We start from the raw sequence: 17,363 nt of genomic DNA on the forward strand, positions 1-17,363 counted from the left end.
CGAGGCGCGACATCGTCATGGATTCGGTCCTCTATTCGACGGCAGATAATCCGGTGCCGGAAAACAGCACCGAAGGTTTCTTTGAGAGCTTCGACGGACGCAAGCTGCGCTATGCCGTCTTCCGCTGCGAGCAGGCGATCGCCCGCGGAACGGTGGTCGTGCTGCAGGGCCGCAACGAATTCATGGAGAAGTATTTCGAGACGATCCGCGACTTCACGGCCAAAGGCTTTTGGGTTGCGACCTTCGACCTTCGCGGCCAAGGTGGATCGGAACGGCTGCTGAAAGATCCGCTGCGTGGCCATGTCCGCCGATTTTCGGACTACGAACGCGACCTTACGACCTTCCTCGACAAGATCGTCCTGCCGGATACCCGCCTCCCCTTCTTTCTTCTTGCGCATTCGACAGGCGGCTTGATCGCCCTGTCCGCCGCGCCTCGACTCGGAAGCCGCATCGAGCGCATGGTGCTGTCGGCACCCTTTATCGGCCTGATGGGCCACGGCGCCTCCCCCAACCTGATCCGCTTTCTCTCCAGCACGCTCAGCAATGTCGGGCTTGGCCGCATGCAGTTCAGCAAGAAGTTCAAAGAGAAGTCGTTTGCTGAAAATCCGCTGACGACGGATGAACAACGCTATCGGCGCAATATAGGTATCGGCACGACCTATCCGCAGCTCTGCCTGGGGCCGCCGACGGCACGCTGGCTCTCGCAAGCCTTGCGGACGATCGAGCTTGTCAACAGGCCGGAGCACCTGTTCTCCATTCCCATTCCGACCATTCTGATCGCGCCGACGCGAGACGGAGTGGTGCCCTACGCTGATCAAGAGCGGCTATCGCGTTATTTTCGAGCCGCACAACTCGTGCCCATCCAGGGATCCAAGCATGAAATCCTGCAGGAGCGGGATATCTATCGCAACCAGGCTATGGCTGCCATTCATGCCTTCATTCCCGGCAGTGATGCGGTCGCTAATGCCTACGCGGTGGAAGCCGGAGCCTAGACGACCCCGCACGTGAGGAATCGCCGAAAGGCTATGCCTGGGCAAGCCCTTAGCGCGACAGAATGGCGCGAGCCTGCTCATAGACGGCGCGGCTGCCGGCCGCGATGATCGACCCGCCCATCTCCGGTCGACCGCCGTCCCAGGTTGTGATGATGCCGCCAGCCTGCTCTATAACAGGAATGATGCCGCCGACGTCGTAAGGCTTCAGTGAATTTTCGACGACGAGATCGACGTGGCCGGCCGCAAGCAGCGCATAGGCGTAGCAATCGGTGCCGTAACGGAAAAGGCGCACCTGGCTCTCGATTTCGCGATACTTGGCAAGCTCATCGCCGACAAAGAGGTGCGGCGATGTGGTGAAAAGAATGGCGTTCGAGAGACTGCCGCAATCGCGAACCTGAAGCCGCCTTTCGCCGTCTGGACCCGAATAGGTGGAACCAGTGCCATCGGCGAAATAGCGTTCGCCGGTGAAAGGCTGGTCGATCAGGCCCATGATGGCACGGCCGTTCTTCTGCAGGCCGATCAGCGTTCCCCAGACAGGGACGCCGGAGATAAAGGCACGCGTGCCGTCGATCGGGTCGATCACCCACACATGTTCGCGATCGAGGCCGACGCTGCCATGCTCTTCACCGAGAATGCCATGATCAGGAAACTCGGATTCGATCAGCGCGCGAATCGCCACTTCGGCGGCACGGTCGCCTTCGGTCACCGGATCGAAGCCTTTGGCTTCCTTGTTGACCACATCGACGCCGGCCCGGAAGCGCGGCAAAGTTTCGGCCTTGGCCGCTTCGGCCAGACGATAAAAGAACGAGCGATCGGGAAGCATGGTCAATCCAGGTGCGTGGCGGGATGGCGATGTCATAGCGCATAAGCGTCGGGAAGCAAACTGGATGATGAACTGGCGTGCGGAATGCCTGCAGATCGGGCAGATTTTTTCGAACTGCCTAAATATTTTGCATCGCAACAAAATGCTTGACATTTGTGCAATGCGGAATCACTATCTCCTCGCAGTCTTCCGACTGTAAATGCCCTTCCTGGGTGTTTCCTCCCTAGACTTAGCCGCGCCACGAGCGCGGTTCTTTTTTGCCGATTGCACAAGCAACGAACGTGCGAACCCTCCAACTAAATGGCATGGTCAATCGCCGCTGATGCGCGCGAATACGCGACCGCCGCTCGCATCGCTGCGAGAACATCTCGATTGTTCGGCGTGACAAAGTAGAAGTTGGTCTATTCCGCCGCCAGCGCCGGATCGCCGGTATAGGATTCCACATGTTCGGCGATGCGCGCCATGAAGAGCGTGATGGCGGCTGCCACCTGCTCGAAATCCGGACGCTTCTCCAGGGTCGTCTCATCAACGTAGAGTGCGCGATTGACCTCGATCTGTAGGGCATGCAACCCACGAGAGGGACGCCCATAATGTTCGGTAATGAACCCGCCGGCATAGGGCTTGTTGCGCACAGCGTTGAAACCCAGCTCTTCGAGAATCTGCATCGCCGCCCGCGATAATTCCCCCGAGGCGCTTGTGCCGTATCGATCGCCGAGGATGAAATCCGGACGCAGGTTGCTGCCGGCTATCCGGATATTGCCCGGCATGGAATGACAATCCACCAGCACGCCGAAGCCGAACTTGACATGGGTGCGCGCAATCAGGCGGCGCAGCGTGGCATGATAAGGCTTGTAGATGGTGTCGATACGCCTCAACGCATCCTCGACGGGGACGCGACGCGCATAGATCTCCATGTTCTCTGCAACGATTCGCGGGATGGTGCCGAGGCCGCCGGCGACCCGCAGCGAATTGATGTTCGCATAGGGCGGCAGCGCGCCGTCGAACATGCGCGGATCGAGCTCATAGGGCTCGCGATTCACATCGATATAGGCTCGCGGAAAATTGGCGTACAGCAGCGGCGCCCCGAGAGAACTCGCCGCCGAAAAAAGCTCGTCGACATAATGGTCTTCCGACCGGCGGATAGCGATGCCCTGAAGGCGGGATTGCGCGACGAATTCGGGGGGATAAATGCGGCCGCTATGCGGTGAACTATAGACGAACGGTATCGTCTGGGAGGCAGGCTCCAATACCTCGAAAATCTCGTAACTGCGCATTTCCGCGGACATCAACGTCTTTACCATGTCAACAACTTGTCGCAATCATCATGTTGCCAGTTGCATGACGGCAAGTCCATAGTAACTTGACCGAAATGGCCTTAATCCAAAGCGCCATAAACGAAATATCGGGATGCGCGTTCAACGGAAACCTGAGAGGTTTTCGGGGAATGCGTTTGCGCCTCGAACAAATGCCGGATAGGCGCGTTATCGCTCACCATTCACGGCTTGTTTACGGCGGAGCGCTAACCTAAACGCTGGACATGCCCCCACAAAGACAAGATTGATTAGCGATAGAGATGATGACCCAGAAGATACTTCTTGCCGAAGATGACAACGATATGCGTCGCTTCCTTGTGAAGGCGCTCGAAAAAGCCGGCTACAAGGTCTTGTCCTTTGACAATGGAGCAAGTGCTTACGACCGGCTGCGCGAAGAACCCTTCTCGCTGCTTCTGACCGACATCGTCATGCCGGAAATGGACGGCATCGAGTTGGCGCGCCGCGCGACCGAACTCGATCCCGACCTGAAAGTGATGTTCATCACCGGTTTCGCAGCGGTTGCACTGAACCCTGATTCGAAGGCACCGAAGGATGCGAAGGTTCTTTCCAAGCCTTTCCACCTCCGCGAGCTAGTCGACGAAGTCAACAAACTCCTTGCCGCGTAAGGCTTCTGGCGGCCTCGTCACAAAACCGAAAAAAAGCCTATTGACGGCACCCGGGGTTTTGTGATCTATGCGCCGCCATCGGATGGGCGTGTAGCTCAGCGGGAGAGCACTACGTTGACATCGTAGGGGTCACAGGTTCAATCCCTGTCACGCCCACCATCCTAATTCGCTGAAAAGCAAGGCCTTTCGAGAAATCGAAAGGCCTTTTTAGTTTCACCTCGGCTCAACGCGCTGATGCCTTCACGCAACATTATGTGCTGGGTGGAAATGCAGAACCGGCAGCAACAAATCTCCGTCAATCATTGCTCCAGAACGTGCCGAAATACCGCCGTGAGCGGATAGGCATAGAGGCCGCGATCGAGGAAACCCTGGCGATAAAGGCAGTTCCTCAAGGCCAGCGTGTAAAGCGTGCTCTCGGGATCCGGCGAGCCGCGTCGCCAAGAGTACGCCTCGGGTTCGCAATAATTGAGAGCCCTGCCATATTTCGCCAGCAACACTGGATCGCTGTCGACACGAATGCCACCATGATAAGACTGATAATTTGACGGCGCCTCACCGGCGGAGACGCATGCCAGGCTCAATATCGCACCCAAAGCCAACATCATTTTCATGAGCTTCGATCTCCCGCTTGTAGCGGCTCGAATATTCGAGCGCAGGATTTAGAATAATCGCCTTTTTGCCGATATCCAATCACATGCTGATGTTCGCGGCGATCCTGACTTGAGACATGACTTCCTCACAAGCCGCTTGACTTCCAAGCCCGCCGTCATCCTACTGTCATATCAGTGCATCGGTCGTACGGGAGGACGATATGACGGTCGTAAAGCGGCATTTCTATAAAAACCACAAGCCGAATGGGGACGAGTATCACTTCCACCTCGCCCGCGACACGGAAAGCGGCGAAGTCTTCGTCATCCGTGAAGCCGACTACACGGTCGACGGCGGCAGTGAAAAATCCATGACGCTCTACGAATTCCTGGCCGGCGGCGGCAACAGACAGAATGCATTGCTGCAATTGATCGGCTCGCTCGTGCCGGAATAAGGCGCGCAATACCGGCGCATCAACGCTTCGGGTTGACTGCCACAATTTGATCGGCGAATCTGCATGGGCTTGAAAGGAGCCCTTCTTATGCGATTCGCAGGCATTGTTTTTGGATTGACGGCGCTGGTCGCCACATCGGCCGCTGCTGCGACCATGGAGAATTTTCCCACGCAGGGCGTCACCGTCGTCTCGGGAAAATGCTCCAAACTCGTGGTCGGCAAGCTCGATGCCTCCAAGGGCTGCAAGGCGGAACTCGCCAGCGTGACTGCACCTGACGGCTCGGTGACCTTCATTTTCACGTCCGGCGGCAAAATGCTCGGCTTCCGTGGCAATGGCAAAGGCATCAAGCCCGGCAGCCAGAAAGGCACGGCGCAGTTGCCGATCGACGTCATCTCGACGGGAGCCGGCAACAAGATGGCGGGCCAAGTCGAAGCGAAAGGTACCTGCACCTTCGCAAACCCTTACGCTGGAAAGGCTGTTTCAATTGAATGCTCGGCCAAATCGCCTGAGATGAGCTTCAACGCCATCTTTACATCAGACGGCAAGACACCGCGCCACAAATAGGCGCGGTTCGTGAAACGGCGCGGCCGCATCAATGCCGCGAACCGTTTTTCGGCTTGTGCCCATGATTGGCATCGGCCGGTGCTTCGCGCGACAGGTCCGCACCGTTGATATGGGCCGGCACGTGAACATCCTCATGCGTCACCGGATGTAATGTAAGGTCGACCTGATGCGGCGGCAGGACCTGCGCTTGGCGCAGCGTGTTCGAGCGGGCCTTCTTTTGCCGTTCGGTCAATGGCGGCTTCTGATTCCGCGTTTTGCCATGATTGGGATTGGGGCTCATGGGAGGTTCTCCTATCGAGGTCGGTCATCCGGGCAAGACGCGTGGTACGGGCAAGCCTGAGGGGCAAACGCCACCTTTTCCGTTTGGTTCCTCAAATTCGCGATTTTCCGAGCACCACTGCCCTGGAGATTTCAGCGGCTCGCCCTTGACGTGCGTCGCGGTTTCACTAATTTATAGTGATCTCCGTGCCTCCCTGACATCGGCGACGGATTGAACTTTGGTGCCGGGCCCCTCTGGCGAGAGTTTTTACGGCGCTCTCGTGATGTCGGTACCGCCTGCAGATGAGCCGGCGGACTTTTTCCATGAACAGCTTGACCATGCCTCACCCGCATGCCGTCTTTGGCGTACGGCTGCGCGCTTTTTCGGGATTCAATCTCCTTAGCGGCGAGGTGCATCGATGATGCCACCCACCGCTTCCAAATCCGTGCTCAGTTATTTCGGCTGGGCTTTCGTCGTCACTTTCGGCGGCCTCGCTCTCGGAGCCTTTCTAGGCTGGAACACCACGGGTACGCTCGGCGGCCTCGCAACAGCCTTCTTTATCTGCGCGGTTCTGGCCGTGCTCGAAATTTCGCTTTCCTTCGACAATGCCATCGTCAACGCTAACAAGCTGAAGGAAATGACGCCCGTCTGGCAGCATCGCTTCCTGACCTGGGGCATCATCATTGCCGTCTTCGGCATGCGTATCATCTTTCCGCTGGCAATCGTGGCCATCGCCGCCTGGATCGATCCCTGGGAAGCGCTGAAGCTCGCCGCGACCAAGCCGGAGCAATATGGTGAGATCATGCGGGCCGCGCATCTCCCGATCGCAGCCTTCGGCGGCACCTTCCTGATGATGGTTGGCCTGACCTACTTCTTCAATCATGAGAAAGACGTGCACTGGATCGGCTTCATAGAGAAGCGCATGGCGCATTACGCCACCGTCAAGGGTGTTGAAATCGCCTTCGTGCTCGTTATTGTCCTCGCCTTTACCTACATTCTAGACGGCGACGATGCGACGACATTCCTTCATGCCTCGATCTATGGCCTGCTGACCTTCCTGCTTGTCGAGGTTCTGGCAGGCTTCCTGGACGCCTCGCAGCAGACAATGAGCGCGGCGGCAAGAGGCGGCTTCGGCGCCTTCCTCTATCTCGAAATCCTTGATGCGAGCTTCTCCTTCGATGGTGTGATCGGCGCTTTTGCCCTGACGCAAAACCTGTTCATCATTGCCATCGGCCTCGGCATCGGTGCGATGTATGTCCGCTCCATGACGATCATGCTGGTGGAAAAGGGTACGCTTGCCCACTACCGCTACCTTGAGCATGGTGCTTTCTACGCCATTCTGATCCTTTCGGTGATCATGTATGTGCAGACGCTGGTGCATATACCCGAGGTCATCACCGGCCTTGGCGGTGCGACCCTGATCGGTATCTCGCTCTGGTCGTCGATCCGCTACAATAGGCGCAACGCCGCCGCCGATGCGGCAGTGGCTGATAAACAGCCAGACAGGGCGGAAGCTTAAGCGATAAAGAAATACTTCGCGGGTCTTCGGCCCGCGGCCACCTCCGGTGCATGGGCGAATGCTTTTTGTGGCGCTGGCCTATGCACAGGAGGTGGCCGCCTATTCGCTGAATTTCCGTTGAAACTTCCACCCCCGAGCACAGAATCTTTGCCATCCCGAAATATTGACGTCAGCGTTTCATGAAAAAATAACGCAATCGCGATTGAAGTTGCCCGCGAAACGTAACCGCATAGAGTATTGATTGTGTATTTTCACGAGCAATTCCAGAATGAAGCGTCCAGGGGAGGCAGAGCATGACAGCCAAAATCGTTCCGGTGATCATGGCAGGCGGTAAGGGCACACGGCTTTGGCCGCTGTCGCGCGCTTCCGCGCCAAAGCAGTTCATCCAGTTTATCGGCGACAGGACGCTGTTCCAGAATACGCTGGAACGCGTCGCGGATCCTGAGCTTTATGAGGCGGCGATCGTTCTCACCAACGAGGAATTTCGCTTCCTCGTCGCCGAACAGGCGCGTGAGCTGGACCTGAAGCTAGCATCCATCCTGCTGGAGCCGGTCGCCCGCAACACGGCGGCCGCCGTTGCCGCCGCCGCAGTGCTCGTCACCGATCTTTTCGGCAAGGACGCAATCATGCACGTCCTCGGCTCCGACTATGAGATCGACGCCACCACGACCTATTACGACTGCGTGCGCCTGGCGCGAGACACAGCACTTCAGGGCAAGCTGGTCACCTTCGGCATCACGCCCACCGAACCCGCCACCGGTTATGGCTACATCGAAAGCGGCAAGGCTCTTTCGACCGGCGCTCACGCCGTCAAGCGCTTCGTTGAGAAGCCAGCCTTGGAAAAGGCGACGGAGATGGTCGCGAGCGGCAATTTCTATTGGAACTCGGGGATGTTCATGTTCTCCGCCGCCCAGCTCGTATCCGAGATGAAGGAATTCGCCCCCGAGGTCGAAAAGGCGGCCAGCAAGGCCGTTTCCAAATCGACGCGCGACCTCGATTTCACCCGCCTCGATGCGGATCATTTCTCCAAGAGCCCGAATATTTCCATCGACTACGCGCTGATGGAAAAGACGGCGAATGCAGCCGTCGTCCCCTCTCCCTTCATCTGGTCCGATCTCGGCAGCTGGGATGCGGTCTGGAAAGTCGGCAATCGCGATGAGAGCGGCAACGTCACGACAGGCGCCACGACGCTGGTCAACACGAAGAACTCGCTCGTCATGAGCCATAGCCTACACGTCGCCGTGCAGGGGCTGGAGGATATCGCAGTCATCGCCAGCGAAGACGCCGTCTATGTCGGTCATTTGAGGGACAGCCAGGAAGTCGGCAAGCTCGTCAAATTGCTGGCGAGCGAGAAGAAGACGGCAAAACTCACGGAGACGCATCCGACATCCTATCGCCCATGGGGCGGCTATACGTCGGTGCTCAATGGCGATCGTTTCCAGGTCAAGCGCATCTTCGTGCTGCCGGGCAAGAAGCTGTCACTGCAGAAACACCACCATCGCTCCGAACACTGGATCGTCGTCAAGGGCACGGCCGAAGTAACGGTCGGCGAGAACGTGCAGATGCTGCGCGAAAACGAGTCGGTCTATATCCCTCTCGGCGAAGTGCACCGCCTGGCCAATCCGGGCAAGATCCTGCTGGAGCTCATCGAGGTACAGACGGGCTCCTACCTCGGCGAGGACGACATTATCCGTATCGTCGATGAATTCGGCAGAACGTGATCGCCGGTAGCACAATAGAGATTCGAGAACGGCGGGCGAAAGCTCGCCGTTTTACCTTGGCGGGCATGAGGTGATTATGCATCGCGCGCAGATGTCTTGCTTTCTTTCGCTGCATTGCACACACTACCTGTGGGAACAGCAATCACCGCACAACGATGCGGGCTAGGCAAAGAGACGCATGGCGATCAAAGCGAGCATCTACCATCTTACCCACTATAAATACGACAATCCGGTCCGCCTCGGCCCCCAGATCATCCGCCTGAAACCTGCTTCGCACTCAAAGACCCGAGTGCTCAGCCACGCGCTGAAGGTCACGCCGTCAAATCACTTCGTCAACCTTCAACAAGATCCCTACGGCAACTACCTCGCCCGCTTCGTCTTTCCCGATCCGGTCACGGAGCTGAAGATCGAGGTCGATCTCGTCGCCGATATGACCGTTTATAATCCCTTCGACTTCTTCGTCGAAGAGGAAGCCACCAAATGGCCCTTCGACTATCCCGAAACAATCCGCGAGGATCTTTCCATCTACATGAAGCCGGAGGAGCCCGGCCCACGGCTGAAAGCCTTCCACGCCACGCTCGACCGGTCGGAACAAAAGACCGTCGACATGGTCGTCGGCATCAACACACGCTTGCAGCAGGAAATCGGCTACGTCATCCGCATGGAAGCCGGCGTGCAGACGCCTGAAGAGACGCTGGAAACGGCGAAGGGTTCCTGCCGCGACACAAGCTGGTTGCTGGTGCAGGTGCTGCGTCATCTCGGTCTCGCCGCCCGCTTCGTCTCCGGCTATCTCATCCAGCTGACGCCCGATCTGAAGGCGCTCGACGGCCCGTCCGGCACCGAGGTCGATTTCACCGATCTGCACGCCTGGGCGGAAGTCTATCTTCCCGGCGCCGGCTGGGTCGGCCTTGACCCGACTTCAGGCCTTCTGACCGGCGAGAGCCACATTCCGCTTGCCGCCACGCCGCACTATCGCAATGCCGCACCGATCTCGGGTGGTTATTTCGGCCACGCCAGGACCGAATTCGATTTCGACATGAAGGTTGCCCGCGTCGCTGAGCATCCGCGCATCACCAAGCCGTTCTCCGACGAAAGCTGGGACGCGCTGAACGCGCTCGGTGAAAAGGTCGACGCCATCCTCAAGGACAACGATGTCCGCCTTACCATGGGCGGCGAGCCGACCTTCGTCTCGATCGACGACTTCCAATCCGAGGAATGGAACACAGCCGCAGTCGGCCCGACCAAGCGCGAAAAGGCCGATACGCTGATCCGCCGCCTGCGCGAACGCTTCGCGCCGAACGGCTTCCTGCATTACGGCCAGGGCAAGTGGTATCCCGGCGAAAGCCTGCCGCGTTGGACCTTCTCACTCTATTGGCGCCGTGATGGCCTGCCGATCTGGTCGAACCCGGATCTGATCGCCAATGAAGGCCGCGACTATAGCGTCAACGAAGACGATGCCGGCCGCCTGCTGACGGCGATTGCCGGCGAACTCGACATCGACAAGGAATACGTAGCCCCTGCCTTCGAAGATCCGGCCGAATGGCTGGTCAAGGAGGCGAACCTGCCCGACAATGTCGATCCCTCCAACTCGAAACTGAAAGACCCGGAAGAACGCTCGCGCATGGCCCGCGTCTTCGAGCGCGGACTGACGCGTCCGACGGGCTATGTTCTCCCCATCCAGGCTTGGAATGCGCGCGCCAGCGGCCGTCGCTGGGTCAGCGAGAAATGGCGCACGCGTCGCGGCCGTGTCTTCCTGACGCCAGGTGATAGCCCGGTCGGCTATCGCCTGCCGCTGAACTCGCTCGGCTGGATACCCGCATCGCAATATCCCTACATCAACCCGATGGACCCGACGATCCCGCGTGAGGCTCTGCCTAATTACGCAGAGGACAAGGGTCGGCCGCTGCAGGCGGCTCATTTCCAGCCCTTTTCCGGCCAGCAGCCGGTGATACCGCAATCGCTCGACGAGATCGGTGGCTATGTACGGACCGCCATTAGCGTCGAGCCGCGCGACGGTCGTCTCTGCATCTTCATGCCGCCGACAGTCAGCATCGAGGATTACCTCGACCTCGTCGCTTCAGCCGAACGCGCCGCAGTGGCGCTAAACTTACCGGTCCATATCGAGGGCTATCCGCCGCCGCAGGATGAGCGCATCAATGTCATCCGCGTCGCCCCCGACCCCGGTGTCATCGAGGTCAACATCCATCCGGCATCGAGCTGGAAGGAAGCCGTCGACATTACCACGGCGGTCTATGAAGAGGCGCGCGAAAGCCGCCTCGGCACGGACAAGTTCATGATCGACGGTCGTCACACCGGCACGGGCGGCGGCAACCATGTCGTCGTTGGTGGCCGCAGCACCATGGACAGCCCTTTCCTGCGGCGTCCCGATCTATTGAAGAGCCTGGTGCTGCACTGGCAGCGCCATCCCTCGCTCTCCTACCTCTTTTCCGGCATGTTCATCGGCCCGACCAGCCAGGCGCCGCGCATCGACGAAGCTCGCCATGACAGCCTATACGAGCTGGAAATCGCCCTAGCCCAGGTGCCGGCGCCGGGCCGAGGATTGCAGCCGCTTCCGTGGCTCGTAGATCGGCTTTTCCGCAATCTTCTGACCGATGTCACCGGCAACACCCACCGCTCGGAAATCTGCATCGACAAGCTGTTCTCGCCGGATGGACCGACCGGACGCCTCGGCCTTGTCGAATTCCGCGGCTTCGAAATGCCGCCGAATGCCCGCATGAGCCTTGCCCAGCAATTGCTGGTACGCGCGCTGATCGCCCGCTTCTGGCACAACCCGATCGACGGCCAATTCGTGCGCTGGGGCACGACACTGCATGATCGCTTCATGCTGCCGCATTACATCTGGCAGGATTTTCTCGACATACTCTCGGATCTCCGTGAAAACGGTTTCGACCTGCGGCCGGAATGGTTCCAGGCGCAGCTCGAATTCCGTTTCCCCTTCTGTGGCGAAGTCGAATACGAAGGCAGTAAGCTGGAATTGCGCCAGGCGCTGGAGCCATGGCATGTGCTCGGCGAAGAAGGCGCGATCGGCGGCACCGTGCGCTACGTCGATTCGTCGGTCGAGCGCCTGCAGGTGCGGTTCGAGACATCAAATCCTTCCCGCTACACAGTGACCTGCAATGGCCGCGCCGTGCCGCTGACGCCGACGGGAATGGCTGGAGTTTCGGTCGCCGGCGTGCGCTACAAGGCGTGGCATCCAGCCTCCGGCCTGCATCCTGTCTTGCCCATCGATACGCCGCTGACCTTCGATATCTATGATACGTGGTCGCGTCGCTCGATCGGTGGCTGCATCTACCATGTCGCGCACCCGGGCGGCCGGAACTACGACACATTTCCGGTCAACGGCAACGAGGCGGAAGCGCGACGTCTTGCACGTTTCGAACCTTGGGGGCATACAGCAGGCAACTATGCCCTCAGGCCTGAGACCGCATCGGTGGAATTCCCCCTGACGCTCGATCTCCGGCGGCCGGCAGGAATTTGAGACGGAACTGTAAATGGCTAGAAAACCGGCGGCGGAACAGCGCGACGATGTGAAGGCTGGAATCGGCAACGATCCGGCCTTCGCCTACAGTGCGCTGCCCGGCGTCGCCGACGAAATGGTCGACAATACCGGCGCGGTACGGCCCGTCTGGCAGAACCTGCGGTCGGCCCTGAGCCGTATGTCGGAACAGGAACTGACCGAACGTTTCGCCCGTGCTGACCGCTACCTGCGCGATGCCGGCGTTTTCTACCGTGCCTATGGGGCAACCGGCGTCAGCGAACGCAGCTGGCCAATCTCGCATATCCCGGTCTTGATCGACGAACGCGAATGGCAATCACTCTCGGAAGGTTTGCGCCAGCGTGCCGACCTGCTCGAAGACGTCATGGCCGACATTTACGGCGACAGCCGGCTGGTAAACGAAGGCTTGCTGCCGCCGGCTTTGATCGCCGGCAATCCGGAATTCCTGCGCCCGCTCGCTGGTGTGAAACCGGCGAACGGCCACTATCTGCACTTTCTCGCCTTCGAAATCGGTCGTGGCCCGGATGGCAATTGGTGGGTATTGGCAGATCGTGCCCAGGCGCCGTCTGGCGCCGGCTTTGCACTCGAAACGCGCGTCGCCACCACTCGCGCCTTCTCAGACATCTACGCGGAAACCAAGGTCCATCGCCTCGCCTCCTTCTTCGGCGCTTTTCGCGATGCCCTATTGGGCGGCAAGCGCGGTGGCGAGGGCCGCGTCGCGGTTTTGACCCCGGGACCGGCCAACGAGACCTATTACGAACACGCCTATATCGCCCGCTATCTCGGCTTCATGCTGTTAGAGGGTGAAGATATCACCGTCGTCAACGATCAGCTGATGGTGCGCACGGTCGCCGGATTGCGACCGATCAGTGTGCTCTGGCGCCGTCTCGACGCTTCCTATGCCGACCCACTTGAGCTGAACCAGCACTCTCATATCGGCACGCCCGGAATGGTCGAAGCGCTACGGGCGAAGACCGTCAGCATCGTCAACGCCCTCGGCTCCGGCATTCTGGAAACGCGCGCCCTGCTCGCCTTCATGCCGACCATCTGCCGGCATCTGCGCGGCGAGGAATTGAAGTTGCCGTCGATCGCGACCTGGTGGTGCGGCCAGAAGAGCGAGCGCGAACACGTTGCCGCCAATATCGAGAAGATGGTCATCGGCCCGGCCTATTCTTGCATGCCCTTCTTCGACGACAATGGTCAATCGGTGCTCGGCTCGACGTTGCGCAGCACGGCTCGCGATTCGATCGCCAACTGGCTGGCGAGTGAAGGGCACAAGCTGGTCGGCCAGGAGGTCGTTACTCTTTCGACAACGCCGGCCTGGGTGAATGGCAAGCTGATGCCACGGCCGATGAGCCTGCGTGTTTTCGCAGCCCGTACAGAAAACGGCTGGCAGATCATGCCCGGCGGCTTTGCCCGCATCGGCAGCGGCGACGATGTCGCTGCCATCGCCATGCAGGCCGGCGGCTCCGCGGCCGATGTCTGGATCGTCTCCGACAAGCCGGTGGAAGCTCACACGCTGCTGCCGGCGGAAGAGACCTTCACCCGCAACATGCCGGGCAGCCTGCCGAGCCGAGCCGCCGACAACCTCTTCTGGCTTGGCCGCTATATCGAGCGCGCCGAAGGGGCATTGCGCATTCTTCGCGCCTGGCATGGACGCTTTGCGGAAGCTGCCGATCCGGATCAGCCGCTGCTCGCCAATGTCAGCGCCTATCTCGCCGGGATCGACATCGACATCGGCAGGGCCGTGCCGGAAAGTCTGCTGCGCAACATCGACAGCGCCGTCTATTCGGCCAGCAATATCCGCGATCGCTTCTCTCCGGACGGCTGGCTAGCCCTGAACGACCTTGCCAAGACCGCCCGGCGTTTCAAGGAGAATGTCAGGCACGGCGACGACGCCAGCCATGCCATGACCGTGTTGCTGCGCAAACTCGCGGGCTTTGCGGGCCTGGTGCACGAGAACATGTATCGCTTCACCGGCTGGCGCTTCCTGTCGCTTGGCCGCTATATCGAACGCGGCTTGCATATGACACGGCTGCTCGGGCACATGTCCGGCCCCGATGCACCCGATGGCGCCCTTGATATGCTGCTTGAAATCGGCGACAGCGTCATGACCCACCGCCGCCGCTACAATGTCAACACGGCCCGCCTGACGGTGACCGATCTGCTGGCGCTCGACCCGCTCAACCCGCGCTCGATCCTTTTCCAGATGAACGAAATCCGCCACGAGGTCGAGCAGCTGCCGAACGCCTTCGTCAACGGCCAGATGTCGCCATTCTACCGGGAAGCCATGCGATTGCATTCCGGTCTTGCCGTTATGACGCCGGAAACGATGACGGGCGAGGTCTATCAAAAGATGGAGCGGGAACTGGAGCGGCTCTCCGATCTTCTGGCACGCACCTACCTCGGATGATGTGATGCTCTACGACCTGTCGCTGCACATGGGCTATATCTACGACGCGCCAGCCAGCGGCGCGCGCCACATCCTGCGCCTGCTGCCACTTTCGCTCGCCGGCCGCCAGCGGCTGATAGCCGGTTCGCTGAAAATCACACCGCATCCCAACGAGCAATCGAACTTCACCGATTTTTTCCAGCATCCGACGACCTCCATTCTGGTGCGCGATCCGCATGAGAAATTGGATATCCGCATGCAGGCGCGCGTCCAGGTCGAGAGCCAGCCGGTCGCGGCAGACTTCTCGCCGCTGCTGGCGAAGTTGCCAGAGGAAATCAGCAATTGCTGGTCGATTGATCCCGGCTCGCCGCATCATTTTCTCGGCAGCAGCCCTCGCTTGCCGGAAACACCCGAAATCGCCGATTACGGCAGGCAGTGGACGACGACGAAGCTGACAACCATGCAGATCGCCCACGCGATCTGTACCCAGATCCACAAGGACTTCACCTACGATCCTGAGGCGACGACGGTCGACACCTCGCCCAAAGAGGCCTTCCGGCTGAAACGCGGCGTCTGCCAGGACTTCTCGCATGTGATGATCCTTGCACTGCGTAGCCTCGGCATTCCCGCCGGCTATGTCAGCGGCTTCCTGCGCACCATCCCGCCGCCAGGCAAGGAGCGGCTCGAAGGCGCCGACGCCATGCACGCGTGGGTGCGCATCTGGTGCGGCGAGATCGCAGGCTGGATCGAGCTCGACCCGACCAATAACATTCCAGCCGGCACAGACCATATCGTCGTCGCCTATGGCCGCGATTATTCCGATGTCGCGCCTGTCATCGGCGTGCTTAAAGGTTACGGTAACCAAAAGACGGTTCAGGCCGTAGATGTGATTCCACTAATATAGTATAACACTAATATAGTATAAGACCCAGTCAAAATGGGACCAATCTGGAGGTTTGTTAAATTTCGAACCACAATCTAAACGTTTGACTCATATTTATCGCTGATAGTCCTGACCGTTCTTGAGGCTTTTAACTCCCTCCTGCAGGCGGACATGATGATCTCCGGTTCGGATATACTTCGTACATTTGGAAAATTGCTGAGAAATAGTTCCGGAAACTTCGGCATTCTGACGGCAGTGGCCATACCGGTGCTGGTCGCCGCCGGCGGGGTCGGTATTGACATCGCCAACATGTCGCTATCGCGTAGCCAGCTTCAGGAAGCGACGGATGCCGCCGCACTCGGCACGGCAACGGCGCTCGCCAACGGCAGCGCAACGACGGCAAACGCGAAGGATCTCGCGAACAAGCTGGTTCTTGGCCAGATGTCGAACTATCTTTCCGGAGACGCGGGTGCCTCGGACGCGCTGAAGGCGGGAACGTCGACCGCCGTCACGTCAACGAGCAACTCATCCGGTGGAACAAGCTACACTGTCGCGGTGAATTCGTCCTACACCATGTCTGTCAGCAACCTAAGTCATCTGCTCGGCTTGCAATCGATGACCATCTCCGCATCGAGCTCGACCACAAGCGGAACTGCCGTTCAAAAGACAGCGCTCTCCATGGAGATCGTGCTGGATAAATCCGGATCGATGTGGCTGGATACGGAGACTATCGACAAGTCAAAGACCCGTTGTGACCAGTACTATATCAAAAACGACTCCCTTTATAAGTACAAGAACCAAGAAAGTCCTTGCTACGTCAAAAAGATCGATGCGCTGCGAACGGCCGCCGGAAATCTACTCGATCAGCTGGATGCTGCCGATCCTAAGTCACAGTTTGTCAGGACGGCCGGCATCGCATGGAGCAGCCAGGTCGACATTTCCAATGAACTCGGTTGGGGAACAGGGGACACAAGAGATAACGTTATCGATCTGTTGGCGGCGGGAGGCGGTACGGAGTCTACCGCCCCCATGCAGCTTGCTTATAGCAAACTTACCTCTTCTACCGAAGCCGGAGCCCAGAATAGCAGGGGCAACAAGACCTTTGATAAGATTATCGTCTTTATGACCGACGGCGACAACAACTCTACCAGTTCAGACACCACGACCCTGTCCGTCTGCAAGAAGGCAAAAGAGCAAGGTATGCAAATCTATACCGTGGCGTTTATGGCGCCCGACCGCGGCCAGAATCTGCTCAAGTCATGCGCCAGCAGTTCGTCCAACTACTTCGACGCGAGACAAATGACCGATCTGGTCGCCGCCTTCAAAACGATTGGCGCTCAGGCAGTGAAGCAGATGACGCTTCTGACCAGGTAATCTCCCCGGCGCTGCGCACAGAGCATCCCTGGATAGATCAAAAACAAAAAAGGCGCGCGATACGTGTATCGCGCGCCTTTTTGTTTCAACAGTCCGCGAATAAGAGCCGGAAACATCATCGGAATCAAGCCATTTCCCACCGGAAAAGAGCGTTTGGCCGCTATTTTGGCATCTGCTCAACTCACTTGTTGCAACTGCTTTACATCAGTGCGTAAACTGCTAGTGAAGAGGAGAGGAAATTTGGTTTAATCGGGCATAACACCCTGAATATAAAACACAAATGGCGAGAGTTGATAGTATGAATAATTTGACGAAGGCCGATCTCCCCGTCCCCGCCC

14 protein-coding genes and 1 tRNA gene are annotated in these 17,363 nt (G+C 58.8%); 11 read left to right on the top strand and 4 right to left on the bottom strand.

Going from position 1 to position 17,363, the window contains the following annotated elements:
- The first annotated feature begins 17 nt into the window (after positions 1–17).
- Complete coding sequence (locus QD461_RS02430) at positions 18–992, top strand: alpha/beta fold hydrolase (RefSeq protein WP_414086310.1); 975 nt, start codon at positions 18–20, stop codon at positions 990–992.
- A 49-nt stretch (positions 993–1,041) separates the two neighbouring features.
- Here QD461_RS02430 and hisN read toward each other — a convergent pair whose 3' ends face one another.
- Both hisN and QD461_RS02440 read right to left on the bottom strand, forming a co-directional pair.
- Positions 1,042–1,815, bottom strand: coding sequence for a histidinol-phosphatase (gene hisN, locus QD461_RS02435; protein ID WP_184702525.1), 774 nt, complete (start codon positions 1,813–1,815; stop codon positions 1,042–1,044).
- A 401-nt stretch (positions 1,816–2,216) separates the two neighbouring features.
- The gene (locus QD461_RS02440; RefSeq protein ID WP_414086311.1) at positions 2,217–3,116 is read right to left on the bottom strand and encodes an N-formylglutamate amidohydrolase; all 900 of its coding nucleotides are present in this window, start codon (positions 3,114–3,116) and stop codon (positions 2,217–2,219) included.
- A 275-nt stretch (positions 3,117–3,391) separates the two neighbouring features.
- Here QD461_RS02440 and cpdR1 point away from each other — a divergent pair, with 275 nt between their 5' ends.
- Together cpdR1 and QD461_RS02450 are read left to right on the top strand one after the other, a co-directional pair.
- Entirely contained in the window at positions 3,392–3,754 is a 363-nt protein-coding gene (gene cpdR1 / locus QD461_RS02445; RefSeq protein ID WP_004117561.1) for a response regulator CpdR1, read from the top strand.
- 84 nt (positions 3,755–3,838) lie between these two features.
- A tRNA-Val gene (locus tag QD461_RS02450) sits at positions 3,839–3,913 on the top strand.
- A 140-nt stretch (positions 3,914–4,053) separates the two neighbouring features.
- Here the strand turns inward: QD461_RS02450 and QD461_RS02455 are convergent.
- Positions 4,054–4,365, bottom strand: coding sequence for a hypothetical protein (locus QD461_RS02455; RefSeq protein WP_184702524.1), 312 nt, complete (start codon positions 4,363–4,365; stop codon positions 4,054–4,056).
- A gap of 200 nt (positions 4,366–4,565) precedes the next feature.
- On the opposite strand from QD461_RS02455, the gene QD461_RS02460 reads away from it, so the two are divergent.
- Both QD461_RS02460 and QD461_RS02465 read left to right on the top strand, forming a co-directional pair.
- Complete coding sequence (locus QD461_RS02460) at positions 4,566–4,796, top strand: hypothetical protein (RefSeq protein WP_184702522.1); 231 nt, start codon at positions 4,566–4,568, stop codon at positions 4,794–4,796.
- 87 nt (positions 4,797–4,883) lie between these two features.
- Positions 4,884–5,360: a hypothetical protein gene (locus QD461_RS02465; protein WP_414086312.1), complete on the top strand. Its 477-nt coding sequence runs from the start codon at positions 4,884–4,886 to the stop codon at positions 5,358–5,360.
- Between the two features lie 28 nt (positions 5,361–5,388).
- Here QD461_RS02465 and QD461_RS02470 read toward each other — a convergent pair whose 3' ends face one another.
- On the bottom strand, positions 5,389–5,640 hold the full coding sequence (locus QD461_RS02470) for a hypothetical protein (RefSeq protein ID WP_414086313.1): 252 nt from the start codon (positions 5,638–5,640) through the stop codon (positions 5,389–5,391).
- Between the two features lie 397 nt (positions 5,641–6,037).
- Between QD461_RS02470 and QD461_RS02475 the strand changes: the two genes are divergently transcribed.
- The 6 genes from QD461_RS02475 (at position 6,038) to QD461_RS02500 (ending at position 17,025) form a co-directional block, all read left to right on the top strand.
- On the top strand, positions 6,038–7,138 hold the full coding sequence (locus QD461_RS02475) for a DUF475 domain-containing protein (RefSeq protein ID WP_414086314.1): 1,101 nt from the start codon (positions 6,038–6,040) through the stop codon (positions 7,136–7,138).
- A 293-nt stretch (positions 7,139–7,431) separates the two neighbouring features.
- Positions 7,432–8,859 (top strand): mannose-1-phosphate guanylyltransferase/mannose-6-phosphate isomerase, encoded by a 1,428-nt coding sequence (locus tag QD461_RS02480; RefSeq protein WP_414086315.1) that lies wholly within the window; start codon positions 7,432–7,434, stop codon positions 8,857–8,859.
- A 178-nt stretch (positions 8,860–9,037) separates the two neighbouring features.
- Positions 9,038–12,358: a DUF2126 domain-containing protein gene (locus tag QD461_RS02485; RefSeq protein WP_414086316.1), complete on the top strand. Its 3,321-nt coding sequence runs from the start codon at positions 9,038–9,040 to the stop codon at positions 12,356–12,358.
- 13 nt (positions 12,359–12,371) lie between these two features.
- Positions 12,372–14,789, top strand: a complete 2,418-nt coding sequence (locus QD461_RS02490; protein WP_414086317.1) for a circularly permuted type 2 ATP-grasp protein — start codon at positions 12,372–12,374, stop codon at positions 14,787–14,789.
- A gap of 4 nt (positions 14,790–14,793) precedes the next feature.
- Complete coding sequence (locus QD461_RS02495; protein ID WP_414086318.1) at positions 14,794–15,672, top strand: transglutaminase family protein; 879 nt, start codon at positions 14,794–14,796, stop codon at positions 15,670–15,672.
- Between the two features lie 150 nt (positions 15,673–15,822).
- On the top strand, positions 15,823–17,025 hold the full coding sequence (locus QD461_RS02500; RefSeq protein WP_414086319.1) for a vWA domain-containing protein: 1,203 nt from the start codon (positions 15,823–15,825) through the stop codon (positions 17,023–17,025).
- The last annotated feature ends 338 nt before the right edge of the window (positions 17,026–17,363 follow it).

It is taken from the genome of Rhizobium sp. BR 314, from assembly GCF_047445805.1.
GTDB classification, from domain to species: Bacteria; Pseudomonadota; Alphaproteobacteria; order Rhizobiales; family Rhizobiaceae; genus Rhizobium; species Rhizobium lusitanum_B.

Excerpts from the sequence above, each read along its gene's own strand:
- QD461_RS02500 (WP_414086319.1), top strand. The coding sequence starts at position 15,823 with ATGATGATCTCCGGTTCGGATATACTTCGTACATTTGGAAAATTGCTG.
- QD461_RS02495 (WP_414086318.1), top strand. The coding sequence starts at position 14,794 with ATGCTCTACGACCTGTCGCTGCACATGGGCTATATCTACGACGCGCCA.
- QD461_RS02455 (WP_184702524.1), bottom strand. The coding sequence starts at position 4,365 with ATGAAAATGATGTTGGCTTTGGGTGCGATATTGAGCCTGGCATGCGTC.
- QD461_RS02430 (WP_414086310.1), top strand. The coding sequence starts at position 18 with ATGGATTCGGTCCTCTATTCGACGGCAGATAATCCGGTGCCGGAAAAC.
- QD461_RS02485 (WP_414086316.1), top strand. The coding sequence starts at position 9,038 with ATGGCGATCAAAGCGAGCATCTACCATCTTACCCACTATAAATACGAC.
- QD461_RS02490 (WP_414086317.1), top strand. The coding sequence starts at position 12,372 with ATGGCTAGAAAACCGGCGGCGGAACAGCGCGACGATGTGAAGGCTGGA.
- cpdR1 (WP_004117561.1), top strand. The coding sequence starts at position 3,392 with ATGACCCAGAAGATACTTCTTGCCGAAGATGACAACGATATGCGTCGC.
- QD461_RS02440 (WP_414086311.1), bottom strand. The coding sequence starts at position 3,116 with ATGGTAAAGACGTTGATGTCCGCGGAAATGCGCAGTTACGAGATTTTC.
- QD461_RS02460 (WP_184702522.1), top strand. The coding sequence starts at position 4,566 with ATGACGGTCGTAAAGCGGCATTTCTATAAAAACCACAAGCCGAATGGG.
- QD461_RS02470 (WP_414086313.1), bottom strand. The coding sequence starts at position 5,640 with ATGAGCCCCAATCCCAATCATGGCAAAACGCGGAATCAGAAGCCGCCA.
- QD461_RS02465 (WP_414086312.1), top strand. The coding sequence starts at position 4,884 with ATGCGATTCGCAGGCATTGTTTTTGGATTGACGGCGCTGGTCGCCACA.
- QD461_RS02480 (WP_414086315.1), top strand. The coding sequence starts at position 7,432 with ATGACAGCCAAAATCGTTCCGGTGATCATGGCAGGCGGTAAGGGCACA.
- QD461_RS02475 (WP_414086314.1), top strand. The coding sequence starts at position 6,038 with ATGATGCCACCCACCGCTTCCAAATCCGTGCTCAGTTATTTCGGCTGG.
- hisN (WP_184702525.1), bottom strand. The coding sequence starts at position 1,815 with ATGCTTCCCGATCGCTCGTTCTTTTATCGTCTGGCCGAAGCGGCCAAG.